This is a genomic window from Streptomyces sp. 11x1 (assembly GCF_032598905.1).
Lineage (GTDB): Bacteria > Actinomycetota > Actinomycetes > Streptomycetales > Streptomycetaceae > Streptomyces.
Genome location: NZ_CP122458.1, coordinates 2,391,038 through 2,410,524 on the forward strand (window position 1 = coordinate 2,391,038; position 19,487 = coordinate 2,410,524).

20 protein-coding genes are annotated in these 19,487 nt (G+C 73.0%); 14 read left to right on the forward strand and 6 right to left on the reverse strand.

Annotated features, from left to right (window positions below; genetic code table 11):
- The first annotated feature begins 1 nt into the window (after window position 1).
- Both P8T65_RS10630 and P8T65_RS10635 read left to right on the forward strand, forming a co-directional pair.
- Window positions 2–871, forward strand: a complete 870-nt coding sequence (locus P8T65_RS10630; protein ID WP_316725177.1) for a polysaccharide deacetylase family protein — start codon at window positions 2–4, stop codon at window positions 869–871.
- A 64-nt stretch (window positions 872–935) separates the two neighbouring features.
- Window positions 936–1,079, forward strand: a complete 144-nt coding sequence (locus P8T65_RS10635; RefSeq protein WP_316731960.1) for a hypothetical protein — start codon at window positions 936–938, stop codon at window positions 1,077–1,079.
- Here the strand turns inward: P8T65_RS10635 and P8T65_RS10640 are convergent.
- The gene (locus P8T65_RS10640) at window positions 1,071–1,742 is read right to left on the reverse strand and encodes an ABC transporter (RefSeq protein ID WP_230213147.1); all 672 of its coding nucleotides are present in this window, start codon (window positions 1,740–1,742) and stop codon (window positions 1,071–1,073) included. The two genes, P8T65_RS10635 and P8T65_RS10640, sit on opposite strands and share 9 nt — an antisense overlap.
- Entirely contained in the window at window positions 1,742–2,647 is a 906-nt protein-coding gene (locus P8T65_RS10645) for an ATP-binding cassette domain-containing protein (RefSeq protein ID WP_316725178.1), read from the reverse strand. Before P8T65_RS10645 ends, P8T65_RS10640 begins: the two co-directional genes overlap by 1 nt.
- Before the next feature lie 57 nt (window positions 2,648–2,704).
- Here P8T65_RS10645 and P8T65_RS10650 point away from each other — a divergent pair, with 57 nt between their 5' ends.
- From P8T65_RS10650 to P8T65_RS10685, 8 genes are all read left to right on the forward strand, one after another.
- Window positions 2,705–3,460: a peptidyl-tRNA hydrolase gene (locus tag P8T65_RS10650; protein WP_316725179.1), complete on the forward strand. Its 756-nt coding sequence runs from the start codon at window positions 2,705–2,707 to the stop codon at window positions 3,458–3,460.
- Between the two features lie 25 nt (window positions 3,461–3,485).
- Window positions 3,486–4,109, forward strand: coding sequence for a hypothetical protein (locus P8T65_RS10655; protein WP_316725180.1), 624 nt, complete (start codon window positions 3,486–3,488; stop codon window positions 4,107–4,109).
- Window positions 4,110–4,261: 152 nt separating this feature from the next.
- A complete protein-coding gene (locus P8T65_RS10660) occupies window positions 4,262–4,870 on the forward strand; it encodes a DUF4142 domain-containing protein (protein ID WP_316725181.1) in 609 nt (202 codons plus the stop codon).
- Window positions 4,871–5,009: 139 nt separating this feature from the next.
- Window positions 5,010–5,816, forward strand: a complete 807-nt coding sequence (locus tag P8T65_RS10665) for a DUF4142 domain-containing protein (RefSeq protein ID WP_316725182.1) — start codon at window positions 5,010–5,012, stop codon at window positions 5,814–5,816.
- A 155-nt stretch (window positions 5,817–5,971) separates the two neighbouring features.
- The gene (locus P8T65_RS10670) at window positions 5,972–7,348 is read left to right on the forward strand and encodes a DUF692 domain-containing protein (protein ID WP_316725183.1); all 1,377 of its coding nucleotides are present in this window, start codon (window positions 5,972–5,974) and stop codon (window positions 7,346–7,348) included.
- Window positions 7,349–7,598: 250 nt separating this feature from the next.
- Entirely contained in the window at window positions 7,599–8,390 is a 792-nt protein-coding gene (locus tag P8T65_RS10675; protein WP_316725184.1) for a DUF4142 domain-containing protein, read from the forward strand.
- 163 nt (window positions 8,391–8,553) lie between these two features.
- Window positions 8,554–9,327, forward strand: coding sequence for a TIGR04222 domain-containing membrane protein (locus tag P8T65_RS10680; protein ID WP_316725185.1), 774 nt, complete (start codon window positions 8,554–8,556; stop codon window positions 9,325–9,327).
- Window positions 9,328–9,441: 114 nt separating this feature from the next.
- Entirely contained in the window at window positions 9,442–11,049 is a 1,608-nt protein-coding gene (locus P8T65_RS10685) for an alpha/beta hydrolase (RefSeq protein WP_316725186.1), read from the forward strand.
- Between the two features lie 83 nt (window positions 11,050–11,132).
- Here the strand turns inward: P8T65_RS10685 and hemQ are convergent, their stop codons facing one another.
- The gene (hemQ, locus tag P8T65_RS10690) at window positions 11,133–11,864 is read right to left on the reverse strand and encodes a hydrogen peroxide-dependent heme synthase (protein WP_230213123.1); all 732 of its coding nucleotides are present in this window, start codon (window positions 11,862–11,864) and stop codon (window positions 11,133–11,135) included.
- A gap of 5 nt (window positions 11,865–11,869) precedes the next feature.
- Window positions 11,870–13,372, reverse strand: coding sequence for a protoporphyrinogen oxidase (gene hemG, locus P8T65_RS10695; RefSeq protein ID WP_316725187.1), 1,503 nt, complete (start codon window positions 13,370–13,372; stop codon window positions 11,870–11,872).
- 214 nt (window positions 13,373–13,586) lie between these two features.
- On the opposite strand from hemG, the gene P8T65_RS10700 reads away from it, so the two are divergent.
- Together P8T65_RS10700 and P8T65_RS10705 are read left to right on the forward strand one after the other, a co-directional pair.
- Window positions 13,587–14,573, forward strand: coding sequence for a DUF4349 domain-containing protein (locus P8T65_RS10700; protein ID WP_316725188.1), 987 nt, complete (start codon window positions 13,587–13,589; stop codon window positions 14,571–14,573).
- 39 nt (window positions 14,574–14,612) lie between these two features.
- Window positions 14,613–16,016: an FAD-dependent oxidoreductase gene (locus P8T65_RS10705; protein WP_316725189.1), complete on the forward strand. Its 1,404-nt coding sequence runs from the start codon at window positions 14,613–14,615 to the stop codon at window positions 16,014–16,016.
- 151 nt (window positions 16,017–16,167) lie between these two features.
- Here P8T65_RS10705 and P8T65_RS10710 read toward each other — a convergent pair whose 3' ends face one another.
- Window positions 16,168–16,527 (reverse strand): hypothetical protein, encoded by a 360-nt coding sequence (locus tag P8T65_RS10710; RefSeq protein ID WP_316725190.1) that lies wholly within the window; start codon window positions 16,525–16,527, stop codon window positions 16,168–16,170.
- A gap of 155 nt (window positions 16,528–16,682) precedes the next feature.
- On the opposite strand from P8T65_RS10710, the gene P8T65_RS10715 reads away from it, so the two are divergent.
- Window positions 16,683–17,492 carry a rhomboid family intramembrane serine protease gene (locus P8T65_RS10715; protein ID WP_230214058.1) on the forward strand — a complete coding sequence of 270 codons (810 nt, stop codon included), beginning with the start codon at window positions 16,683–16,685 and terminating at the stop codon, window positions 17,490–17,492.
- A 24-nt stretch (window positions 17,493–17,516) separates the two neighbouring features.
- Here P8T65_RS10715 and hemE read toward each other — a convergent pair whose 3' ends face one another.
- Window positions 17,517–18,584 carry a uroporphyrinogen decarboxylase gene (gene hemE, locus P8T65_RS10720; protein WP_316725191.1) on the reverse strand — a complete coding sequence of 356 codons (1,068 nt, stop codon included), beginning with the start codon at window positions 18,582–18,584 and terminating at the stop codon, window positions 17,517–17,519.
- A gap of 195 nt (window positions 18,585–18,779) precedes the next feature.
- Between hemE and P8T65_RS10725 the strand changes: the two genes are divergently transcribed.
- Window positions 18,780–19,409 (forward strand): DUF3000 domain-containing protein, encoded by a 630-nt coding sequence (locus P8T65_RS10725; protein ID WP_316725192.1) that lies wholly within the window; start codon window positions 18,780–18,782, stop codon window positions 19,407–19,409.
- The last annotated feature ends 78 nt before the right edge of the window (window positions 19,410–19,487 follow it).

Below are 19,487 nucleotides of genomic sequence, written 5' to 3' on the forward strand. Positions count from 1 at the left end.
GGTGATCAGTCCCGTACGTAGCATCACCGCGCTCTGCGCACTCGGCGCGCTCGGTGCCGCCCTCGCCGCCTGCGGCACCCCGCACGCCTCGACGCGCATCGTCAACGCCACCGCCAGCCCCTCGGTGGCGACGGCGTCCCGGCCGCCGACACTCGCGCCGGGTCCGGCAGGGCTGACCCCGGTGTTCGAGCACGGTCTGCGCAGCCGCACTGACAAGACAGTTGCGCTCACCTTCGACGCGGACATGACCGCGGATCAGGGCGGGCGAGCCGCCGCGGGCGAACGGTTCGACAATCCGGAGCTGATCGCCGCGCTGCGTCAGCTGAAGGTCCCGGCCACGCTGTTCATGACGGGGCGGTGGGTCGAGGAGTACCCGATCCAGGCGCGGTCCATCGGACGGGACCCCCTGTTCGAGGTCGCGAACCACTCGTACAGCCATCACGCCTTCACGGAGAACTGCTACGGCCTGCCTACCATGGCACCCGCGCGCATGCGGGCGGACCTGGAGCGGGCGTACCGGGTGTTCCGCGAGGCCGGGGTCCGGGATCCGATGCCGTACTTCCGGTTCCCCGGCGGCTGCTACGACAGCCGCGCGCTGCGCAGGCTCAGCGCGTCCGGGGTGACGGCGGTGCAGTGGGACGTGGCGAGCGGCGACGCGTTCGCGACGGACGCGGACGAGGTGGTGCGGGAGGTGCTGGACGGGGTGCGGCCTGGGTCCGTCGTGGTCATGCACTGCACGCGCAGCGCCGCACCGGTCACAGAGCGGGCCGTGCGGAAGATCGTGCCGGCGCTGCGGGAGCGCGGTTTCCGGTTCGTGAAGGTGTCGGAGCTGGTGGGGACGACGGCGGCGAAGGCGGTGGCGGCGCCCTGAGCGGGCCCGCGTAGGCCCGCACAGGTCTGTTCGGGTCCGGGCGAGGCCGCTCTACGCTGGACGCATGAGCGACCACGACCACAGCGGCGCCCTCGCCGAGTGCGTCCTGTGCCGGAAGCCCACCGAGTACCCGGAGTCCCACAAGGGGATCACTCTGTGCCCGGTCTGCGAGTGGCGGGAGGCCGAGCGGATCGCCTGTTCAGGCTGAGCGGCGTCTGGTCAGGGCGCACGCCACGGCGGTCGCGGCCGCCGTGAGGAGCCCGGCCGCGAGCAGGGGCAGGACGGGAACCGGGATCGTCGCGTGCCGCGAGCCGTCGACCAGGGCCGTGACCGCCGCCCTGGCCGGGGAGCCGGCCATCACCAGCGCGAGCAGTGCGCCGAGCAGGAGCGCGGGGACGGCCCGGCCCGGTGAACGCAGCAGTGGCCAGTTCGTGAGGGCGCCGACGGCCGTGCCGAGGAGGGCGCAGACGAGGGCCGCGAGGAGTCCGGCGCCGCCCGCCGGGAGCGCCTCGACCCGCGTCTGGTGGTCCGTGCTCGTGGGGGCACTGATGAACGTGACGAGGACCGTGGCCGCCGTCCCGAGGAGCGCGGCCGCCGAGAACGCGACCAGGACACAGGCCAGGTGCGCGCGCCCGGGACCGGCCGCCGCACCGGTACAACTGCGGGCCGCGGGCGGCTCGTTGGTGACGCAGATCCGCATCAGCCAGGCGGATACCGGCAGCAGCGCGGCGGCCGTGTAGCCGAGCGAGTCGAGCACGGGCTGTCCGCGCTGCACACCGATGGCGAGGAACGCCGCGTACAGGATGACGGGCGGCAGCCAGCGCTGGGAGCGGACGAGGAGGGCCGCCTGGTAGCGGAGGAGGGCGGTCATCAGGAGCTTTCCAGTTCGGGTTCCGGCGTCGCTTCCGGTCGCGCTTCGGGCAGGGGTGCGGATTTCGGCGTCACGCTCACCACGTGCCACGGCGGTCGGGCGTCCAGCAACGCCCGCAGCAGCTCGTCGGATCGGGCTTGCGGGACCGTGAACCGGTGCGTGCCGTGGACCATTTCCTCGACGACCGTCGCCAACTTCCCCACGGCCTCCGGGACTTGTGTGTCCACTGGGCTCCGTCCCTCGACGACCACGGAGACCGAGGGGGCGGCGCCCTGCGGGACCCGGGGTTCGAGCGCCCCTCCCACCACCGCGTACGTCGCGTCCGGCGCCCCGACCAGCCGCCGGGGGTCGTGGTCGACGAAGACCACCGCGGCACCGGCGGCGGTCCGCTCCACCACCACCCGCTCCATCTCCTCGCGGGCGTCGGAGTCCAGGCCGGTCCACGCCTCGTCGAGGACGAGCAACTCCGGTTCGGCCAGCAGCGCCTGGGCCACGGCGACCTTCTGGCTGCTGCCCTTGGAGAGCTCCGCCATCGGCGTACGGGCGTACTCGGCGGCCCCGAAGCGCTCCAGCCAAGCATGGGCGGCCCGGGCGGCGGAGGGGCGGTCCAGGCCGTGCACGGCACCGAGGTGGGTGAGGTACTCGACGGCAGTGAACGGCAGGGCGGCGGGGAAGCGCTCGGGGACGTACGCCGTGCGCGGGCGCCCCGTCACCCGGCCCTCGGTGGGGGCGTCGAGCCCGGCGAGGACCCGGAGCAGTGTCGACTTCCCGGTGCCGTTCGCGCCCTCCACCCGGATCAGCGCGCCGGCGGCGATCTCCAGGTCGAGGCCGCGCAGGATCCAGTCGCCGCGGAAGCCGTACCGTCGGCCGACTCCCTCCAGCCTCAGCAGTAACTCACGTTCCATGCCCCCATCCTCGTACAAGTCCCCGTACAGGCGGGCGAGCAGGGGCGCGGGAACAAGATGTCCGCCTGGCAGACTGGGCGGGTGACCACCAGTGACACCCCTCAGGACAGCCCCACGCCGGACAGCCCCTTCCGGGACGAGCGGACCTCCCGCGACGAGGCGCCGCAGTTCGTGCTGCCGCTGGTCGCGCGCATCGAGAAGGCCTCGCCCCCGGCGCGTACGGACGCGTTGGAGACGTCGGCGCGGGCAGTGCTGGTGATGCTGAGCGACGCGCGGTCGTTGGGCGACGGGGAGTGGGCCGAGGCGATGCGGAGCTGGCAGGACGCCCGGATCCGCAAGGTGGTCCGGCGGGCGCGCGGCGCGGAGTGGCGACGGGCCGAGGCGCTGCCGGGAATCACGGTGACGGGCAAGTCGGCCGAGGTGCGCGTCTTCCCACCGGTCCCGCTCGACGGCTGGCCCAAGGACCTGGCCCGCCTCCAGGTCTCCGGCACGGACCTCGACGACCCGGAGCCGCCGGCCGGCCCGGAGCCCGCGGCCCCGGTGCTGTGGCTCAACCCCGAGGTGACGATGTCGGCGGGCAAGGCGATGGCCCAGGCGGGCCACGGCGCGCAGCTCGCGTGGTGGGACCTGGACGAGGCGGCCCGTACCGCCTGGCGTGACGCGGGCTTCCCCCTCGCCGTCCGCGCGGCCACCCCCGCCCACTGGCGGACCCTCACCACCGCCGCCCTCCCGGTCGTACGGGACGCGGGCTTCACGGAGATCGCCCCGGGCTCCTGCACGGTGGTCGCGGACCACACCGCGTTGCGTTCCTGACCCACCACGTGATTACGGGGCCGACGTGCGGGCCGCAGCCTGGGGCGCCGGACCAGGGCTGCTGGACGTGGTCGGTACCGAGCGCGGCCGACCCGCCTGCCGGTGGCGCCTCGGGCCACTGGCCGTGCATCCGTCGGCAGCCGCACGGGCCGCCGAGATCGCCCGGCCGCGGGAGTTGTTCCGGCTCCGCTTCACCGAACGCTTCACCGCGGGGCTGGCCGTCTCGGTCGCCGCGAGCGGACTGCTCACCCTTCTGTGGCTGATGTTCAACCGGATCGACGCCCTCGACGCGCGCTGGACGATCGTGCTGCTGTGTGCGCCCGCCGCCCTCGCCGTGATCGGACTGGGTGTCTGGCGGGCCGCCCTGTTCGGCGGTGGCACCCGGGCGGTTCTGCTGCCGACGGTGGGCCTGGGTCTCGGGCTGGTCGGGGGTGTGCCGCTCGCGCCCCAGAGCGGCATCGTCCTGACGGATCGTCCCCTCGTCCCGGGAGCGGCGGCAGTGCTGTGGTCCCTCGCGCTGTGCGCGCTCCTGGTGGCGCTGTCGGCGTGGATCGCCCGGTCGGCGGCGCTCTGGCACGCCGCCGGGGAGGCCCCGTCCGCCGGGCGGCAGGCCGCCGCCGGTGCGCGGCGGAGGGGGCCGCCCCGGTAAGCCTCACCCAGCCGATCGGCCACCGCCCGGCGCCCCACCCGTCCTCAGCCGGTTCAAAGGGCGTTGAACACCACAGGCACCCCGCACGTACTTCCCGGTACTGGCCAAGCAACTGCTCCAACGACCAGTTGGCATCACCCGGGAGGATCACTTTGCGGCGTCTCAACGGCTCGGTCATCGCCAGCCTGGCTCTCGTCGTCACCGTCGGCGCGCTGGCGTTCCCCGTATGGTCCTACGCCGACCGCTCGGGCACCGCCCAGGCCAACATGGCCGCCAGCACGGTGAACACCCAGTGGGGACCGCTGACGGCCGCCGACCGCGACCTGATCATCCGTGTCCGGCTGGCCGGCCTGTGGGAGCTGCCCGCCGCCGAGAAGGCGATGGCGCGGTCGAAGAGCCCGGAGGTCAGGGAGGCCGCCGACCACCTGATCGTGGGTCACCAGGACCTCGACGAGCGGGTGCGCAACGTCGCCTCGCAGCTGGGCGTCGAGCTGCCGAACGTGCCGAACGAGCAGCAGGTGGGCTTCCTCGCGCAGATGGACAACGCGACCGACGACCAGTTCGACCGGGTCTGGGCCAACCTGCTGCGCTCCGCGCACGGCAAGATCTTCCCGGCCATCGGAGCGATCCGGAACCAGACCGAGAACACCCTGGTGCGCCAGCTGGCCTCGGACACCAACCAGACCGTGCTCGACCACATCACGGTGCTGGAGAAGACCGGCCAGGTCGACTTCGACGCGATCGCCAACGGCACGATCTGACGCCGCCCCGGCCCCGCCCCGGGCGGCGGCCCGGGACCGGACAGTCACAACGGTATCAGCGGTATCCCAGCGGACACCATCCGCGCCCAAGCAACAGTTCAGTCCCCAACGATCAGTTGGTTTCCTCCCGGAGGCTCATTTGCGACGCTCCAAGGGCTCCGTCCTCGTCGCCCTGGCGATCGCCGGCACGCTCACCGCGGTCGCCTACCCCATCTTCTACTCGTACCCCAACCGCAACGCGACAGCCGCGGCCGCGCTCACCGGCGACACGGTGACCACGCAGTGGGGGCCGCTCACCCCCGGCGACCGCGACCTGCTCATCCGTGTGCGGCTGGCGGGCCTGTGGGAGCTGCCCGCCGGGCAGCAGGCGCTGGAGCGCAGCGGCAGCCAGTCCGTCAGGGAGGCCGCCGACCACCTGATCGTGGGCCACACCGACCTCGACAAGCGGTCCCGGGTCATCGCGGCGAAGCTGGGCGTCGAGCTGCCCAACCAGCCGACGGCGGAGCAGCAGGGCTGGCTGGACCAGATGACCGCCAGCAAGACCGAGGCCGAGTACAACAAGACCTGGGCGAACCTGTTGCGGGCCGCCCACGGCAAGATCTTCCCGGCGATCGCCTCCGTGCGGAACTCCACCCGCAACACGCTGATCCGCCAGCTGGCCTCCGACGCCAACCAGACCGTGCTGGACCACATCACGATCCTGGAGAAGACCGGCGAGGTCGACTTCGCGACGATCGCCGACAACTCGGTCAGCGGTACCGCGAGCCCCACCGGCCCGCCGCCGCCCGTTCCCGGCCGGGTGCCGCCCGCCGCGCCCCCGGCGGTGCCGTCCACCAACCCGGACCTGCAGTCGAAGCCGTCGCCCTTCGAGTCCGGGAACGTCCCCACCGGACGTCCGGACCCGGAGGAGATCAACAAGGACCAGGGGCAGCCGCAGGTCCAGTAGAAAGCTCAAATGTTGCTCTGAAGGTCCCCTCCACGGGGTTCGGCCCCGGCTGACGGGGCCATGACTCCGTCACGCCGGAACACAGGTCCGCCGTAAGGAGACACACAGGGTCCTGGTGAAGCCGTGGCCGACGTGACCGAGGAGGGGACGGGACGATGGAGCAGATCGCACAGTTGGGGACGGGGATCGGCTGGCGGCCGGAGATCGCCGACGCCGTGGAACGCATGGCCGGTACGGACGGCGGTGTCGACTGGGTCGAGGTCGTCGCCGAGAACGTCTGTCCCGGCCACATCGCCGAATCGTTGCTGCGCCTGCGCGAGCGGGGCGTCACGGTCGTGCCGCACGGTGTCTCCCTCGGTCTGGGCGGCGCCGACCGCCCTGACGAGCAGCGCCTGCGCTCCCTCGCCGAGCGCGCGGAGGCACTGGGCGCCCCCCTCGTCACCGAGCACGTCGCCTTCGTCCGGGCGGGCGGCGCCCTCACCGCGTCGCCGCTGCTGGAGGCCGGACACCTGCTGCCGGTGCCGCGCACCCGGGACGCCCTGGACGTGCTGTGCGAGAACGTCCGGATCGCCCAGGACACACTGCCGGTGCCGCTCGCGCTGGAGAACATCGCGGCGCTCATCAACTGGCCGGGCGAGGAGATGACCGAGGGGCAGTTCCTGTACGACCTCGTCGACCGCACCGGCGTCCGGCTCCTCATCGACGTGGCGAACCTGCACACCAACCACGTCAACCGGGGCGAGGACCCCGCGAAGGCGCTCGACGAGCTGCCGGTCGAGGCGATCGCGTACGTCCATGTCGCGGGCGGCTTCGAGCGCGACGGGGTCTGGCACGACAGCCACGCCCACCCCGTCCCGCAGCAGGTCCTCGACATCCTCGCCGACCTCGCCTCCCGGGTGTCCCCGCCGGGCGTACTCCTGGAGCGCGACGACAACTTCCCCGAGCCGGGCGAGCTGGAGCGCGAGCTGGGGTCGATCCGGGGGGTGCTGGAGAAGGCCGAGGTACGCGGCCCCGGGCGGAAGTCGGGCGCGCTCGGGGCGGCGGCAGGCACGGAGACCGAGCCCGCCGCCGAGACCGAGCCCGTCACCAAGACCACGCCCGTCACCGAGGCCGAACCCGCCGCCCGGCAGCGGCTCGGCCTCGCGCAGGCGGCGCTGCTGTCCGCGCTGGTCGCCGGGACCCCGGTGCCCGAGGGGTTCGACCGGGTGCGGCTGGGCGTCCAGGCGAGGGCCCTCGCGGCCAAGCGGGCGGACGTGGTGGCGAAGGTGGCACCGGAGCTCCCGGAGATTCTCGGATCGTCGTACCGATCGACCTTCGTCGCGTACGCGCAGGGCCACCCGATGACCGACGGCTATCGGCGGGACGCCCTCTCCTTCGCCGAGCACGTGCTGCTCACGGGCCGCCCCGACGACGCGGACGTGCTGCGCGAGGTGCGTCGCTGGTGGCTGGAGCGCTCGGGCCCCACACCGCTCTCCCAGCGGCCGACGGCCCGGCTGGCCCGCGCGACCCGCAGGGTGCTGCTACGCCGATGAGCCGGGGCGTTCGACCCCGAATGTGCTGCGATTAACAGACCCGTGCCCCCGGCACGGGTTTACCGTCCCGTGCGTCGCGTTTGGTGTGATTCATCCACCCCTTCGCGTACCCCATCAAGCGCGCTTTGTCCCCTCCTCAGCCGTTCCTCCTCATACGACAGTTGGCGTAGACCGGGCAGTAACATGCCGGTGTGTAGGCCGATCAGCACCCGTTGCGCACTAGCGTGCGGTGCCGCGAGCAGGAGGCACCATGCGAACCACCAACGGCAGAGGAGGACTGTTCAGTGGCACAGGACTCATCGTCGCCGGACTGACGGCGACGCTCGTCGCGTTGCTCTTCCCGATCTGGTCGTACGCGGACCGCTCCGGGACCGGCGTGAGCGTGCTCAACGCGTCCACCGTGACGACGCAGTACGGCCCGTTGTCCGCCCTGGACCGGGACTTCATCACCAAGGTCAGACTGGCGGGGCTGTGGGAGCTGCCGGCCGGGCAGCAGGCCCAGACCAAGGGCGGCACCCAGGCCGTACGCACCGCCGGCGAGCATCTCGTCGAGGGCCACGCCTTCCTCGACGCGCGGGTCCGCAATGTCGCCGGGCGCCTCGCCGTGCCCCTGCCCAACCAGCCGAGCGACCAGCAGAAGCAGTGGCTGGAGACGCTGACGGCGGCGCAGGGCGAGACCTACGACCGCGAGTTCGCCAACATCCTGCGTCTGGCGCACGGCAAGGTCTTCTCCGTGGTTGCCCAGGTCCGGGCCACCACCCGCAACTCGCTGGTCCGTGACCTCGCCGAAGACGCCAACACCACCGTCCTCGACCACATCAAGGTCCTGGAGGCCACCGGGCTCGTCGACTACGACGCGATCGCCCGCGACGCCGCGTCCGCGAGCGCCCCGCCCCTCACCAACTCCCCCCCACCGCCGACCCCGCTGACCGACCCCGGCGCCCCGGTCCCGGTGACCCCCTCACCCACCCCACCCCGCCCGAACCCGTCACCGACCTACAGCCTGCCCCCTGCGGCCAACGGCCCGGTGGACGACGACTGAGCCAGGCGGGAGCCCCGGCACCGCTCCCGCCGATCCGCCCGCCACCGCCCGGTCCTGGCAATTGCGGGCCGTGGCCGCGAACAAACGGAAGAGAGCGGGCGTCTTCCTTGCGGATTGCGGACATCGGGGGGTGCGGCCCGGGGCCGCCGCATAGAAACGCGCCATGCTCTGGGTCCTCTTCCTCCTGCTGGCCTGGGCCGCCGCCGGCGTGTCCTGTGCCCGACTCTGTCTGACCTCGATGCGCGCGGCGGCGGCCGAGTCCGACGTCAGCGTCGACCACGCCCACCACTGCCACCGGCTCACCCTGTACGAGGCGGCGTTCCTGTCCGGCGGGCCGGCCCGCGTCGCCGACCTCATCCTGGTCTCCATGGCCGGCCACCGCAGACTCCTGCTCGCCCACACCGGCTGGGTGACGGTCGTGGACCCGGACGGACGGGACGACCTGGAGCGCTCCGTCATCGGCGCGATAGGCCCCGGCGGGCAGGCCCGGATAGCGCCCGTACGGCGGACCGCCGCGGCCGCGGACTCCGTACGCCGCCTCTCCGACCGGCTCGTCGCGGCAGGGCTGGCCGTGCCCGACGCCGCGCGCACGAGCGTGGCCGACGCGGTCACCCAGGTACGGGGCGCCGCGCTGAGCGTGTGCGGACTCGGGGCGCTGGCACTGCTGCTGCCCGCGCAGGGGTTCGAGGAACACCGCGTGCTGGTCGCGCTGTGGTTCGCGCTGCCGCTGGTGCTGACGCTCAGCTGTCTGGTCATCGCGCGGGTCGAGAGGCAGCCGGGTACGCGCTGGGCGACCCCGGAGGGGGCGCGGGTGCTGCGGACCGTCGCGGGCCGGGGCGGCGGAGACCTGGCGGATCTCGTCTCCGTGGCCGTCTGGGGCGTGGGGGCGGTCGGGTCCCCGGAACTGCGGGCCGCCTTCGAGCAGCGACGGCGATAGCGACGGCGATAGCGACGGCGATAGCGACGGCGACACTCCCTGACAGTCCTTTACATTCGCCCTGTTTAACGCCAAACATCCCTTTGTCGCTGTCGTGCTTCGGAGGGATTCGCCATGCGGGCTGCCGTGCTCTACGGGACTGTCGGGGCGGTGGTGCTGAGCGGCCTCGGCGCCGCGCCCGCCGAGGGGGACATGACCCGGACGGCGGCGGACGCGGTCGCCGTCGCGGCCGAGCGGGCCGCGGACGAGGGCATCCGGTTCGGGAAGTGCCCGGCGGCGGAGGGGCTGCCGACCACGGTGCAGTGCGGGACGGTCAAGGTGCCGCTCGACTACGCACGGCCCGACGGACGGCAGATCTCACTGACCGTCAGCCGGATCGAGGCCCGGGGGAAGGACGCCAAGGGGAGGAAGGTCGCCCGGCAGGGAGCGCTCGTGTTCAACCCGGGCGGGCCCGGCGCCTCCGGGATGTTCTTCCCCCTGATCGGCCACCTCCCGGACTGGAAGCGCATCGGCGCCGCGTACGACCTCGTCGGCTACGCCCCGCGCGGGGTCGGCCGCTCGGCACCGCTGTCCTGCCAGGACCCGAAGCACCTGCACCGGGGGCCCGCACCGGCGCCGACGCACCCCTCGGAGTCGTACAAGAAGGAACGCGTCGCGCGTGCCAAGGCGTACGCGCGAGGCTGCGCGCGGCGGAGCGGGAGCGCGCTGCGGCACTACCACTCCCTCAACAACGCCCGTGACCTGGACGTCCTGCGCGCCGCGCTCGGCGAGCCACGCCTGACGTTCATGGGGGCGTCGTACGGGACGTACTTCGGGGCGCTGTACGCCTCCCTCTTCCCCTCGCACGTCCGCCGGATGGTCTTCGACTCGGCCGTGAACCCGGCCCCCGAGCAGATCTGGTACCGCAACAACCTCGACCAGTCGGCCGCGTTCGAGGGGCGCTGGGCGGACTTCCGTGCCTGGGTGGCCAAGCACCACCGGGTCTACGGGCTGGGCGACACCCCCCGGAAGGTGCTGCGCAGCTACGAGCGGGCGTCGGCGCGGCTGGCCGCCCGGCCCGCCGGCGGCACGGTGGGCCCGGGCCAGTTGCAGGGCGCGTTCCTCCAGGCCGCGTACTACGACGACCACTGGCCGCAGCGTGCCCTGGCGCTCTCCGCGTATCTGAAGGGCGACCCGAAGCCGCTGATCCAGATCGCCGGTCCGTACCCGGAGGCCGCCGCCGAGCAGGAGAACACGAAGGCCGTCTACACGGCCGTGGAGTGCAACGACGCGCCCTGGCCGACGCGGTGGAAGGACTGGAACCGCGACAACACCCGGCTCGCGCGGACCGCGCCCTTCGAGACCTGGGACAACGTGTGGACCAACCTGCCGTGCGCCTACTGGGAGGGCCCACGGCAGCAGCCGCTCGACGTACGGACCGGGCCCGGGGAGCTGCCGCCGACGCTGATCCTGGCGGCCGAGCGGGACGCCGCCGCGCCGTACGACGGGGCGATCGAGCTGCACCGGCGGCTGTGGGGCGCGGTGCTGGTGACCGAGCGGGACGCGGGCAACCACGGCGTCGCGGGCGGGTCCAACACCTGCGTCAACCGGTACCTGGAGGCGTACCTGCTGCGGGGGCGGCTGCCGGAACGGAGGGCGGCGTGCGCCGCGCGGCCCGAACAGGAGCCGAGAGCCGTGCGGGGCGGAGCGGCCGTCCCGGAGCTGCGGGCCCTCAGAGGCTGATCGCGCGGTTCCCCGCGCCCCTGAGAACGAGCAGGGGCGCGGGAGACGGTCCACGCGAGGCCGGTCTTCTGCACGAGGCCGGGCTACGCGAGGCCCGCGACCAGTTCCGCCACCGACTTGCGGCGGCCGGTGTAGAACGGGACCTCCTCGCGGACGTGCATCCGGGCCTCCGAGGCACGCAGGTGCCGCATCAGGTCGACGATGCGGTACAGCTCGTCGGCCTCGAAGGCGAGGATCCACTCGTAGTCGCCGAGCGAGAACGAGGCGACCGTGTTGGCCCGGACGTCGGGGTAGCCGCGGGCCATCTTGCCGTGGTCGGCGAGCATCCGGCGGCGGTCCTCGTCGGGCAGCAGGTACCAGTCGTAGGAGCGCACGAAGGGGTAGACGCTGACGTAGTCGCGGGGCGTCTCGTCGGCGAGGAACGCCGGAATGTGCGAGCGGTTGAACTCGGCGGGGCGGTGCAGCGCCATGTTCGACCACACCGGGGTCAGCGCGCGGCCCAGCCGGGTGCGGCGGAAGAGGTTGTACGCCTCCTGGAGCTGGTCGCTGGTCTCGGCGTGCCACCAGATCATGACGTCGGCGTCGGCGCGCAGACCCGACACGTCGTACGTACCGCGAATGGTCACGTCCTTGGCGGCGAGCTGGTCGAACAGCTCCTGGACCTCGTCGGCGTAACCGGCGCGGTCCTCCGGCAGCACGTCCTTCAGCTTGAAGACGGACCACAGCGTGTAACGGATGACCTCGTTGAGGTCCTTGGCCAGCTTGCCCTTGTTCGGGATCCGGCCGGACTCGGTGGTGGGGGCGTCGTCGCTCATGGGTCTCATTCTCCCGCTCCGCCGTGCAGGCTCTGCACCGGGTGGGCCGTGAGGTGCCGCACGGCCCGCAGGTCACCGTGGATCTGGTCGACCGCGGCGGCGGCGCTCGCGACGCACGCCGGGATGCCGACGCCGTCGTACGCCGCGCCGCAGACCGCGAGCCCGGGCAGCTTGCCGAGGTGCTCGCGGAGGCGGGCCACGCGCGCGTGGTGGCCGACCGGGTACTGCGGCAGGCCGTCGTCCCAGCGGGTGACGCGGGTCTCCAGGGGGGCGGCGGTCAGGCCGGTGGCCTCGCGCAGGTCGGTTCTCGACACCTCCACCAGGTGGGCGTCGTCGTGCTCCAGGATCGCCGTCTCGCCGTACCTACCGACCGAGGTGCGCAGGACCAGCAGGTCCGGGTTCTCGTCGGCGATCCAGCCCCACTTCTGGGAGGCGAAGGTGGACGCCTTGATGGTGCGGCCGTCGACCGGCGGCACCAGGAAGCCGCTGCCCTCGGGCAGGGTGACGTCGGCGCGGCGGTAGGCGAGGGTGACCAGGGCTATCGAGGCGTACTCGACGGCCCCGAGCTCGGTGGCGGCCTCGGGCGCCTCGGCGCGCAGCAGACCGGCGGCGACCGGCGCGGGGACGGCCACGACGACGGCGTCGGCGTGCAGGACACGGGCGTCGGAGTCCGCGGCGCCTCCCGTGCCCGGGCCGCCTCCGGCGACGACGCGCCAGCCGCCCGATGACCGCCGACGCAGTTCCGTGACGGGGGCGCGGGTGAGGATCTCGGCGCCGCGGGCCCGTACCGACTCGGCGACCGCGAGCGGCAGTTGCCCCACGCCGCCCTCGATGCCCATGAAGACCGGGCCGGTCTGCCGGGCGGCGGCCGCCCGCTCCTGGATGCCCCGGACGGCCTCGGTCAGGGAGGTGTGGTTCCGCGCGGCCTCGAAGAGCTGCGGGACGGCCGAACGCATCGAGATGCGGTATGCGTCGCCCGCGTAGACCCCGCCGAGCAGCGGCTCCACGAGGCGGTCGACGACCTCGCGGCCGAGGCGGGCGGCCACGTACTCCCCCACCGCCACGTCGTCGCCGATCTCCGTGCGCGGCAGGTCGGCGTCGCGCTCGACGCGCGCCAGGCCCTCCTCGGAGAGGACCCCGGCCAGGGCGGACGCGGTGCCGGGGACGCCCATGACGTGCCCCTTGGGCATGGGGCGCAGGGCGCCCCGGGTCCACAGAGAGGCGGTGGCGGTGGCGGGCGGCTGGAGCCGGCCGGCGAGGCCGACCTCCCGGGCGAGGGCGACCGCCTCGGGCCGGCGGGCCAGGATCGACTCGGCGCCGAGGTCGACGCGGGCGCCCGCGATCTCGCCCGGCAGCAGCTTGCCGCCGACCCGGTCCGAGGCCTCCAGGACGGTCACTCTCGCGCCCCGGTCCAGCAGCCCGTGCGCGGCGGCCAGCCCCGCGATCCCCGCCCCGATGACGACGACGTGCCCGGCGTCGCGCCCGACGTCCGTACGTGATCCGCTCATGCTCCCACCCTCTCAGACGTCACCGACAGCCATGGCGCCGGTCCCGCCCACCGGGGGCTCGGCCGTGGCCCCGCCGAGTCCCGACCGTGACCGCTTCGCGACGACCCATGCCCAACGTTCCGGCCCGCTCCGGCGTCAAAGGACCGTCAGCAAGGCAGACAGGCGATTTCTCGACCCTCGGGGGCACATCTCAATGGCAGAGACGCACGGATCAATGGCAGAGGCACACGGACGACGTTCCCGGCGGCCCGCGGCGGCCCTGGCGGCTTTGTTCCTCGCCGCCGCCCTGGCAGTGACGGGCTGCTCCGGCGACCGCGGTGACGCCACGAGCGGCCAGGCCAAATCCGCGGCCGACGACGGCGCGGCCCGCCAGGAGGGTGCCCTCTCCGAGCAGAGCGGCAGCAGCGACTACACCGGCAAGGGCAAGGGCTCCGACATACCGAACGTCAGCCCGAGCCACATCATCCGTACCGCCACCCTGACCGTGCGGGTCAAGGACGTGCCGAAGGCCCTGGACGAGGCCCGCACCGCCGTCGAGGGCGCGGGCGGGTTCGTCGGCAGCGAGTCCACGACCCGGGACGGCAAGGACCGCGAGCGCACCAGGGTCGTCCTGAGGGTGCCCGCCGAGAAGTACGAGGAGGTCCTCACCGAACTGGAGGGCACCGGCAAGCTGATCGAGCGGAGGACGAACGCCGAGGACGTCACCGACCAGGTCGTCGACGTGGAGAGCCGCATCAAGACGCAGCGGGCGAGTGTGACCCGGATCCGCGAACTGATGGACAAGGCGACCAAACTCGGCGACGTGGTCACCCTGGAGGGCGAGTTGAGCACTCGTCAGGCCGACCTGGAGTCCCTGCTGGCCCAGCAGAAGTCCCTGAAGGACCGCACCAGCCTGGCCACGATCACGCTCTCCCTGTCCGAGACCGCGGTGAAGAAGGCCGCCGTCGACGACGACCCCGGCTTCGCGGACGCCCTGGCCGGCGGGTGGAACGCGTTCGTCGCCGTCTTCCGCTGGCTGGGCCTGGCGCTCGCCGCCGTCCTGCCCTTCGCGGTGGCCGCGGCGCTCCTGCTGCTCGTGTGGTACCGCCTCGCCCGTTCCCGCCGGCCCGCGCCGGCGGCGGCCACGGCCGGCGCGGCCGCCTCGCTCCCGGCCTCCGCGCCGGACGAGGAGGAGCGCGAGGAGCGGCAGGAGCGGGGGTGACGCGGGCCCCGGACGCGGGACCCCCGTAGCGTTGTTCCCATGAACACGAGCCGCGCTGAAGAACGTTCGAGGGAACGCCTGGTGGTCGTCGGAGGCGACGCGGCGGGCATGTCCGCCGCGTCGCAGGCCCGCCGGCTGAAGGGCCCCGACGCCCTGGAGATCGTGGCGTTCGAACGGGGCCACTTCACCTCCTATTCGGCGTGCGGCATCCCCTACTGGGTGGGCGGTGACGTCCCCGACCGCGACCGGCTCATCGCCCGCTCGCCCGAGGAGCACCGGGCCCGGGACATCGACCTGCGGATGCGTACGGAGGTCGTGGAGATCGACGTCGAGGGCTCCCGCGTGCGGGCGCGGGACCTCGACACGGGCACCGAGTCCTGGACCGCGTACGACAAGCTCGTCATCGCGACCGGCGCCCGCCCGATCCGCCCCGACCTGCCCGGCGTCGACGCGACCGGGGTGCACGGGGTGCAGACCCTGGACGACGGTCAGGCCCTGCTGGACACGCTCACCGCCACCGAGGGCCGTCGCGCGGTGGTCGTCGGCGCGGGATACATCGGTGTGGAGATGGCCGAGGCGCTCATCAACCGGGGGTACGAGGTCACGGTCGTCAACCGCGGCAAGGAGCCGATGTCCACCCTGGACCCGGACATGGGCCGGCTGGTGCACAAGGCCATGGAGGGCCTGGGCATCACCATGGTCGACGACGCCGAGGTCACCGCCCTGCGCACCGACGACGACGGCCGCGTCCGCGCGGTCGCCACCGAGGACGCCGAGTACCCGGCGGACGTGGTGGTGCTGGGCATCGGCGTACGCCCCGAGACGACCCTGGCGAAGGCGGCAGGACTGCCCCTGGGCGACCACGGCGGGCTGCTCACCGATCTCGCCCTGCGCGTGCGGGGCCACGCGAACATCTGGGCCGGCGGCGACTGCGTGGAGGTCCTGGACCTGGTCTCGGGCCGCGAGCGGCACATCCCGCTCGGCACCCACGCCAACAAGCACGGCCAGATCATCGGCGCCAACGTCGGCGGCGGCTACGCCACGTTCCCCGGTGTCGTCGGCACCGCCGTCAGCAAGGTCTGCGACCTGGAGATCGCCCGCACCGGCCTGCGGGAGAAGGACGCCGACCGGGCCGGCCTCCAGTACGTCAGCGTCACCGTCGAGTCCACGAGCCGTGCGGGCTACTACCCCGGCGCCGCCCCCATGACGGTGAAGATGCTCGCAGAACGCCGCACCGGCCGTCTCCTGGGCGTCCAGATCGTCGGCCGGGAGGGCGCGGGCAAGCGCGTCGACATCGCGGCGGTGGCCCTCACCGCGGGCATGACGGTGGAACAGATGACCGCACTGGACCTCGGCTACGCGCCGCCCTTCTCCCCGGTCTGGGACCCGATCCTGGTAGCGGCGAGAAAGGCGACGACGGCGGTGAGGAGGGGTGCCTCCTGATGAGGGACTGCCCCACGATATGGGCGCCTGGCATCAGGGGCCGAGCCGCAGGCCTTCGAGGGGCGCGGGGAACTGCGCGACCAGCCACGACGAGCCCGCACCCGGCAACACACAGCACCCCTACGGCGATCCCCCGTCTTCCCACCCCCCGTCACATGGCCGACGTACCGGTGATCCGATCTATGGCCTGCCGAGCCTGATCCGCCGGCGGACGCGAGGGCAACGAGGACACCGACGCCGCCGACGTCACAGCGGAGGTCACCGCAGCCGGCGTCGTCTGCGCCGCCGCGGCCGCGGCCGCGGCTGGCTTCGCGTGCGCCGCCGGCCGGGCCGACCGCAACCGATGGCTCACGGCCTCGTCCAGCGTCACCGGCCGTTGCATCCGCGCGGCCAGCCGCCCGGCCTCCTGGCCGAGCGCGGCCACGTCTTCCCAGGGCAGCCGCACCACCAACGAGATCTCGGCCTCACCATCGGGGGTGGCGTGCATCGGCGGAGTAACTCGGTCGTTCATCGCCTGTTCCTCACGTAGATACGTAGATCCGCGGTTGAGAAGTCATACGCACCGCCCGCCCCGCATGTTCACCGGCGCCGACACCGATCCCACGCCCGGCCCGCACCACCCCCGAGATGCTGATTCCGGCCGCATATCCGGGGCACAAGTCCGGTGTGGTCATCCCCGTCCATGACGTGAACCCCGCGGGCCGCACGCCCTACGTGACCTACGCCCTGATCGCCGCGAACGTCTTCGTCTTCGTCTTCATGCCGGGTCTAGCCGGCTCCGTGCCGGGCGACAGCGAAGTGGCCCGGCTGTGCCATACGCAGGCGTTCCTGGAGCAGTACGCGGCGATACCCCAGGAGTTGATCCGCCATCAGCTGCCGCGGCTGGTGCCCACCGGCGAGCTCGCCCCGTCGGGCGGCTGCGCGCTCGGCCCGCCGGGCTACGACAAGTCGCCCGCGCTGTCCGTCCTCACCGCCCTGTTCCTGCACGGCGGCTGGCTGCACCTGCTGGGCAACATGCTGTTCCTGCTGATCTTCGGCAACAACATCGAGGACCGGCTGGGCCACATACGGTTCGCCCTGTTCTACGTGGCCTGCGGGTACGCGGCGTCGTACGGCTACGCCCTCCTCAACGCCGACTCCGGTGAGCCCCTGATCGGCGCCTCAGGTGCGATCGCGGGGGTCCTCGGCGCCTATCTCGTCCTCTACCCGAAGGCAAGGGTCTGGGTCCTCGTCCCGTTCCTGGTCTTCCTGCCGCTGAGACTGCCCGCGTGGCTGGTGCTGGGCTCCTGGTTCGTGCTCCAGGCCGTGTACTCGTCCGGCGAGAGCGTCTCCGACATCGGCACGGTGGCCTACGCGGCCCACCTGGTCGGCTTCGTCGCCGGCATGCTCCTCGCCTGGCCCCTGCGCCCCGGCACCCCACCCCCGCCCGAGCCACGCGGCCTGCTCTTCGGCAGACGGGCGCGGCCGGGGTGGTGAGGCCCGGGCGCGAGGGGTGACCGCCTAGCGGGCCGTCCGCGTGTGGACGTACTCCACGAGGCGGGTCAGGGCGTCCGGGTCGGTGCTGGGCATGACGCCGTGGCCGAGGTTGAAGACGTGGCCCTCCAGGCCGGCGGCGGTGTCGAGGACCTCGCGGGTCTTGGCCTCGACGGCCTTCGTGCCGGCGAACAGGACGGTCGGGTCGAGGTTGCCCTGGAGCGCCTTGCCGGGGCCGACGCGGCGGGCGGCCTCGTCGAGCGGGACGCGCCAGTCGACGCCGACGACGTCCGCGCCGGCCTCGCCCATGAGGCCCAGCAGTTCGCCGGTGCCGACGCCGAAGTGGATGCGGGGGACGCCGTAGGACTCGACGGCCCGGAAGACCTTCGCGGAGGCGGGCAGCACCGAGCGGCGGTAGTCCGCCGGGGCCAGCGCTCCGGCCCAGGAGTCGAAGAGCTGGACGGCGGAGGCGCCCGCCTCGATCTGCACCCTGAGGAACGCGGACGTGATGTCGGCGAGGCGGTCCAGCAGGTCGGCCCAGAGCTCGGGGTCGCCGTACATCATCGCCTTGGCGTTCTCGTACGTGCGGGACGGGCCGCCCTCGACGAGGTAGCTGGCGAGGGTGAACGGGGCCCCCGCGAAACCGATGAGGGGGGTCTCGCCGAGTTCGGCGGTGAGCAGCCCGATGGCCTCGGTGACGTAGGAGACGTCCTCGGGGGTCAGGTCGCGCAGCTGGGCGAGGTCGGCGCGGCTGCGGATCGGCTTCTCGACGACCGGTCCGACGCCGGGCTTGATGTCGAGGTCGATGCCGATGGCCTTGAGCGGGACGACGATGTCGCTGAAGTAGATCGCCGCGTCCACCCGGTGCCGGCGGACCGGCTGGAGGGTGATCTCCGTGACCAGCTCGGGCCGCATGCACGACTCCAGCATCGGGATGCCCTCGCGCGCCTTCAGGTACTCGGGGAGCGAGCGCCCGGCCTGCCGCATGAACCACACCGGTGTGTGCGGCACGGGCTCGCGCCTGCACGCCTTCAGGAAGGCTGAGTTGTACGTGGCGGTCGGCTGGTGGCCCGAGGGGCTGGCGTTGGCACTCACGAGGCAAAGTCTCGCACGCCCGCTTGACAGCGACGGCCCGCCCCGTGGACGACGGGTCGGCGCGGCCCGCGTTCGCTCAGCGCGATGCGACCGTGACCCAGCGCACGGGTGTCTTGCCCTGCGCCCGGGCCCCGTTCCCCTTAATGTTCCGGCATGGCTGCGGCTCAGGGACGACTGTCGGACGACGCTGGCGGGATGGACGACGCGAGGGAGGGGGAGCGCGATGCGAGGGAGACGGCACCGCTGCCGTTCCGCTCCGCCGTCGAAGCGCTGCGGGCCCCACGGCTGCGGCCGGAGATCGAGATCGAGTCGACCAAGCCGCCCCAGCGGCTCGCGCCGTACGCGTATGCCCTGGAGGCCGCGGTCGTCGAGGGCGACGAGGACCTGGCCGACGGCCGGCTGGTGCTGCTGCACGACCCGGCGGGCCACGACGCCTGGCAGGGCACGTTCCGCCTGGTGACCCTGGTCCGTGCGGAGTTGGAGCCCGAGATGGCCGCCGATCCGCTGCTGCCGGAGGTGTGCTGGTCGTGGCTGACCGGCGCGCTGCAGTCCCGGGGGCTGTCGTACGGGGAGCCGAGCGGGACGGTGACGCGGGCGAGCTCGCACTACTTCGGCGGGCTGGCGACGCGGCCGGCCGCGTCGCAGATCGAGATCCGGGCGTCGTGGACCCCGCGCGAGGTCCTGGGCGGGGTGCCCGACACCGCCGCGCACCTCGCCTCCTGGTGCGACCTGCTCGCCCAGATCGCGGGCCTGCCTCCGGCGGTCGACCCCGGGGACGCGGCGGTGGTGTCGCTGCCGCAACGGCGGGGCCCGCAGTCCCGCTGAACCCTTCCCGCCTCGAAGGACCGTGCTCCGCCGGAGCACGGTCCTTTCGCGTGCGAGCCACCACGCCGATCGAAACCA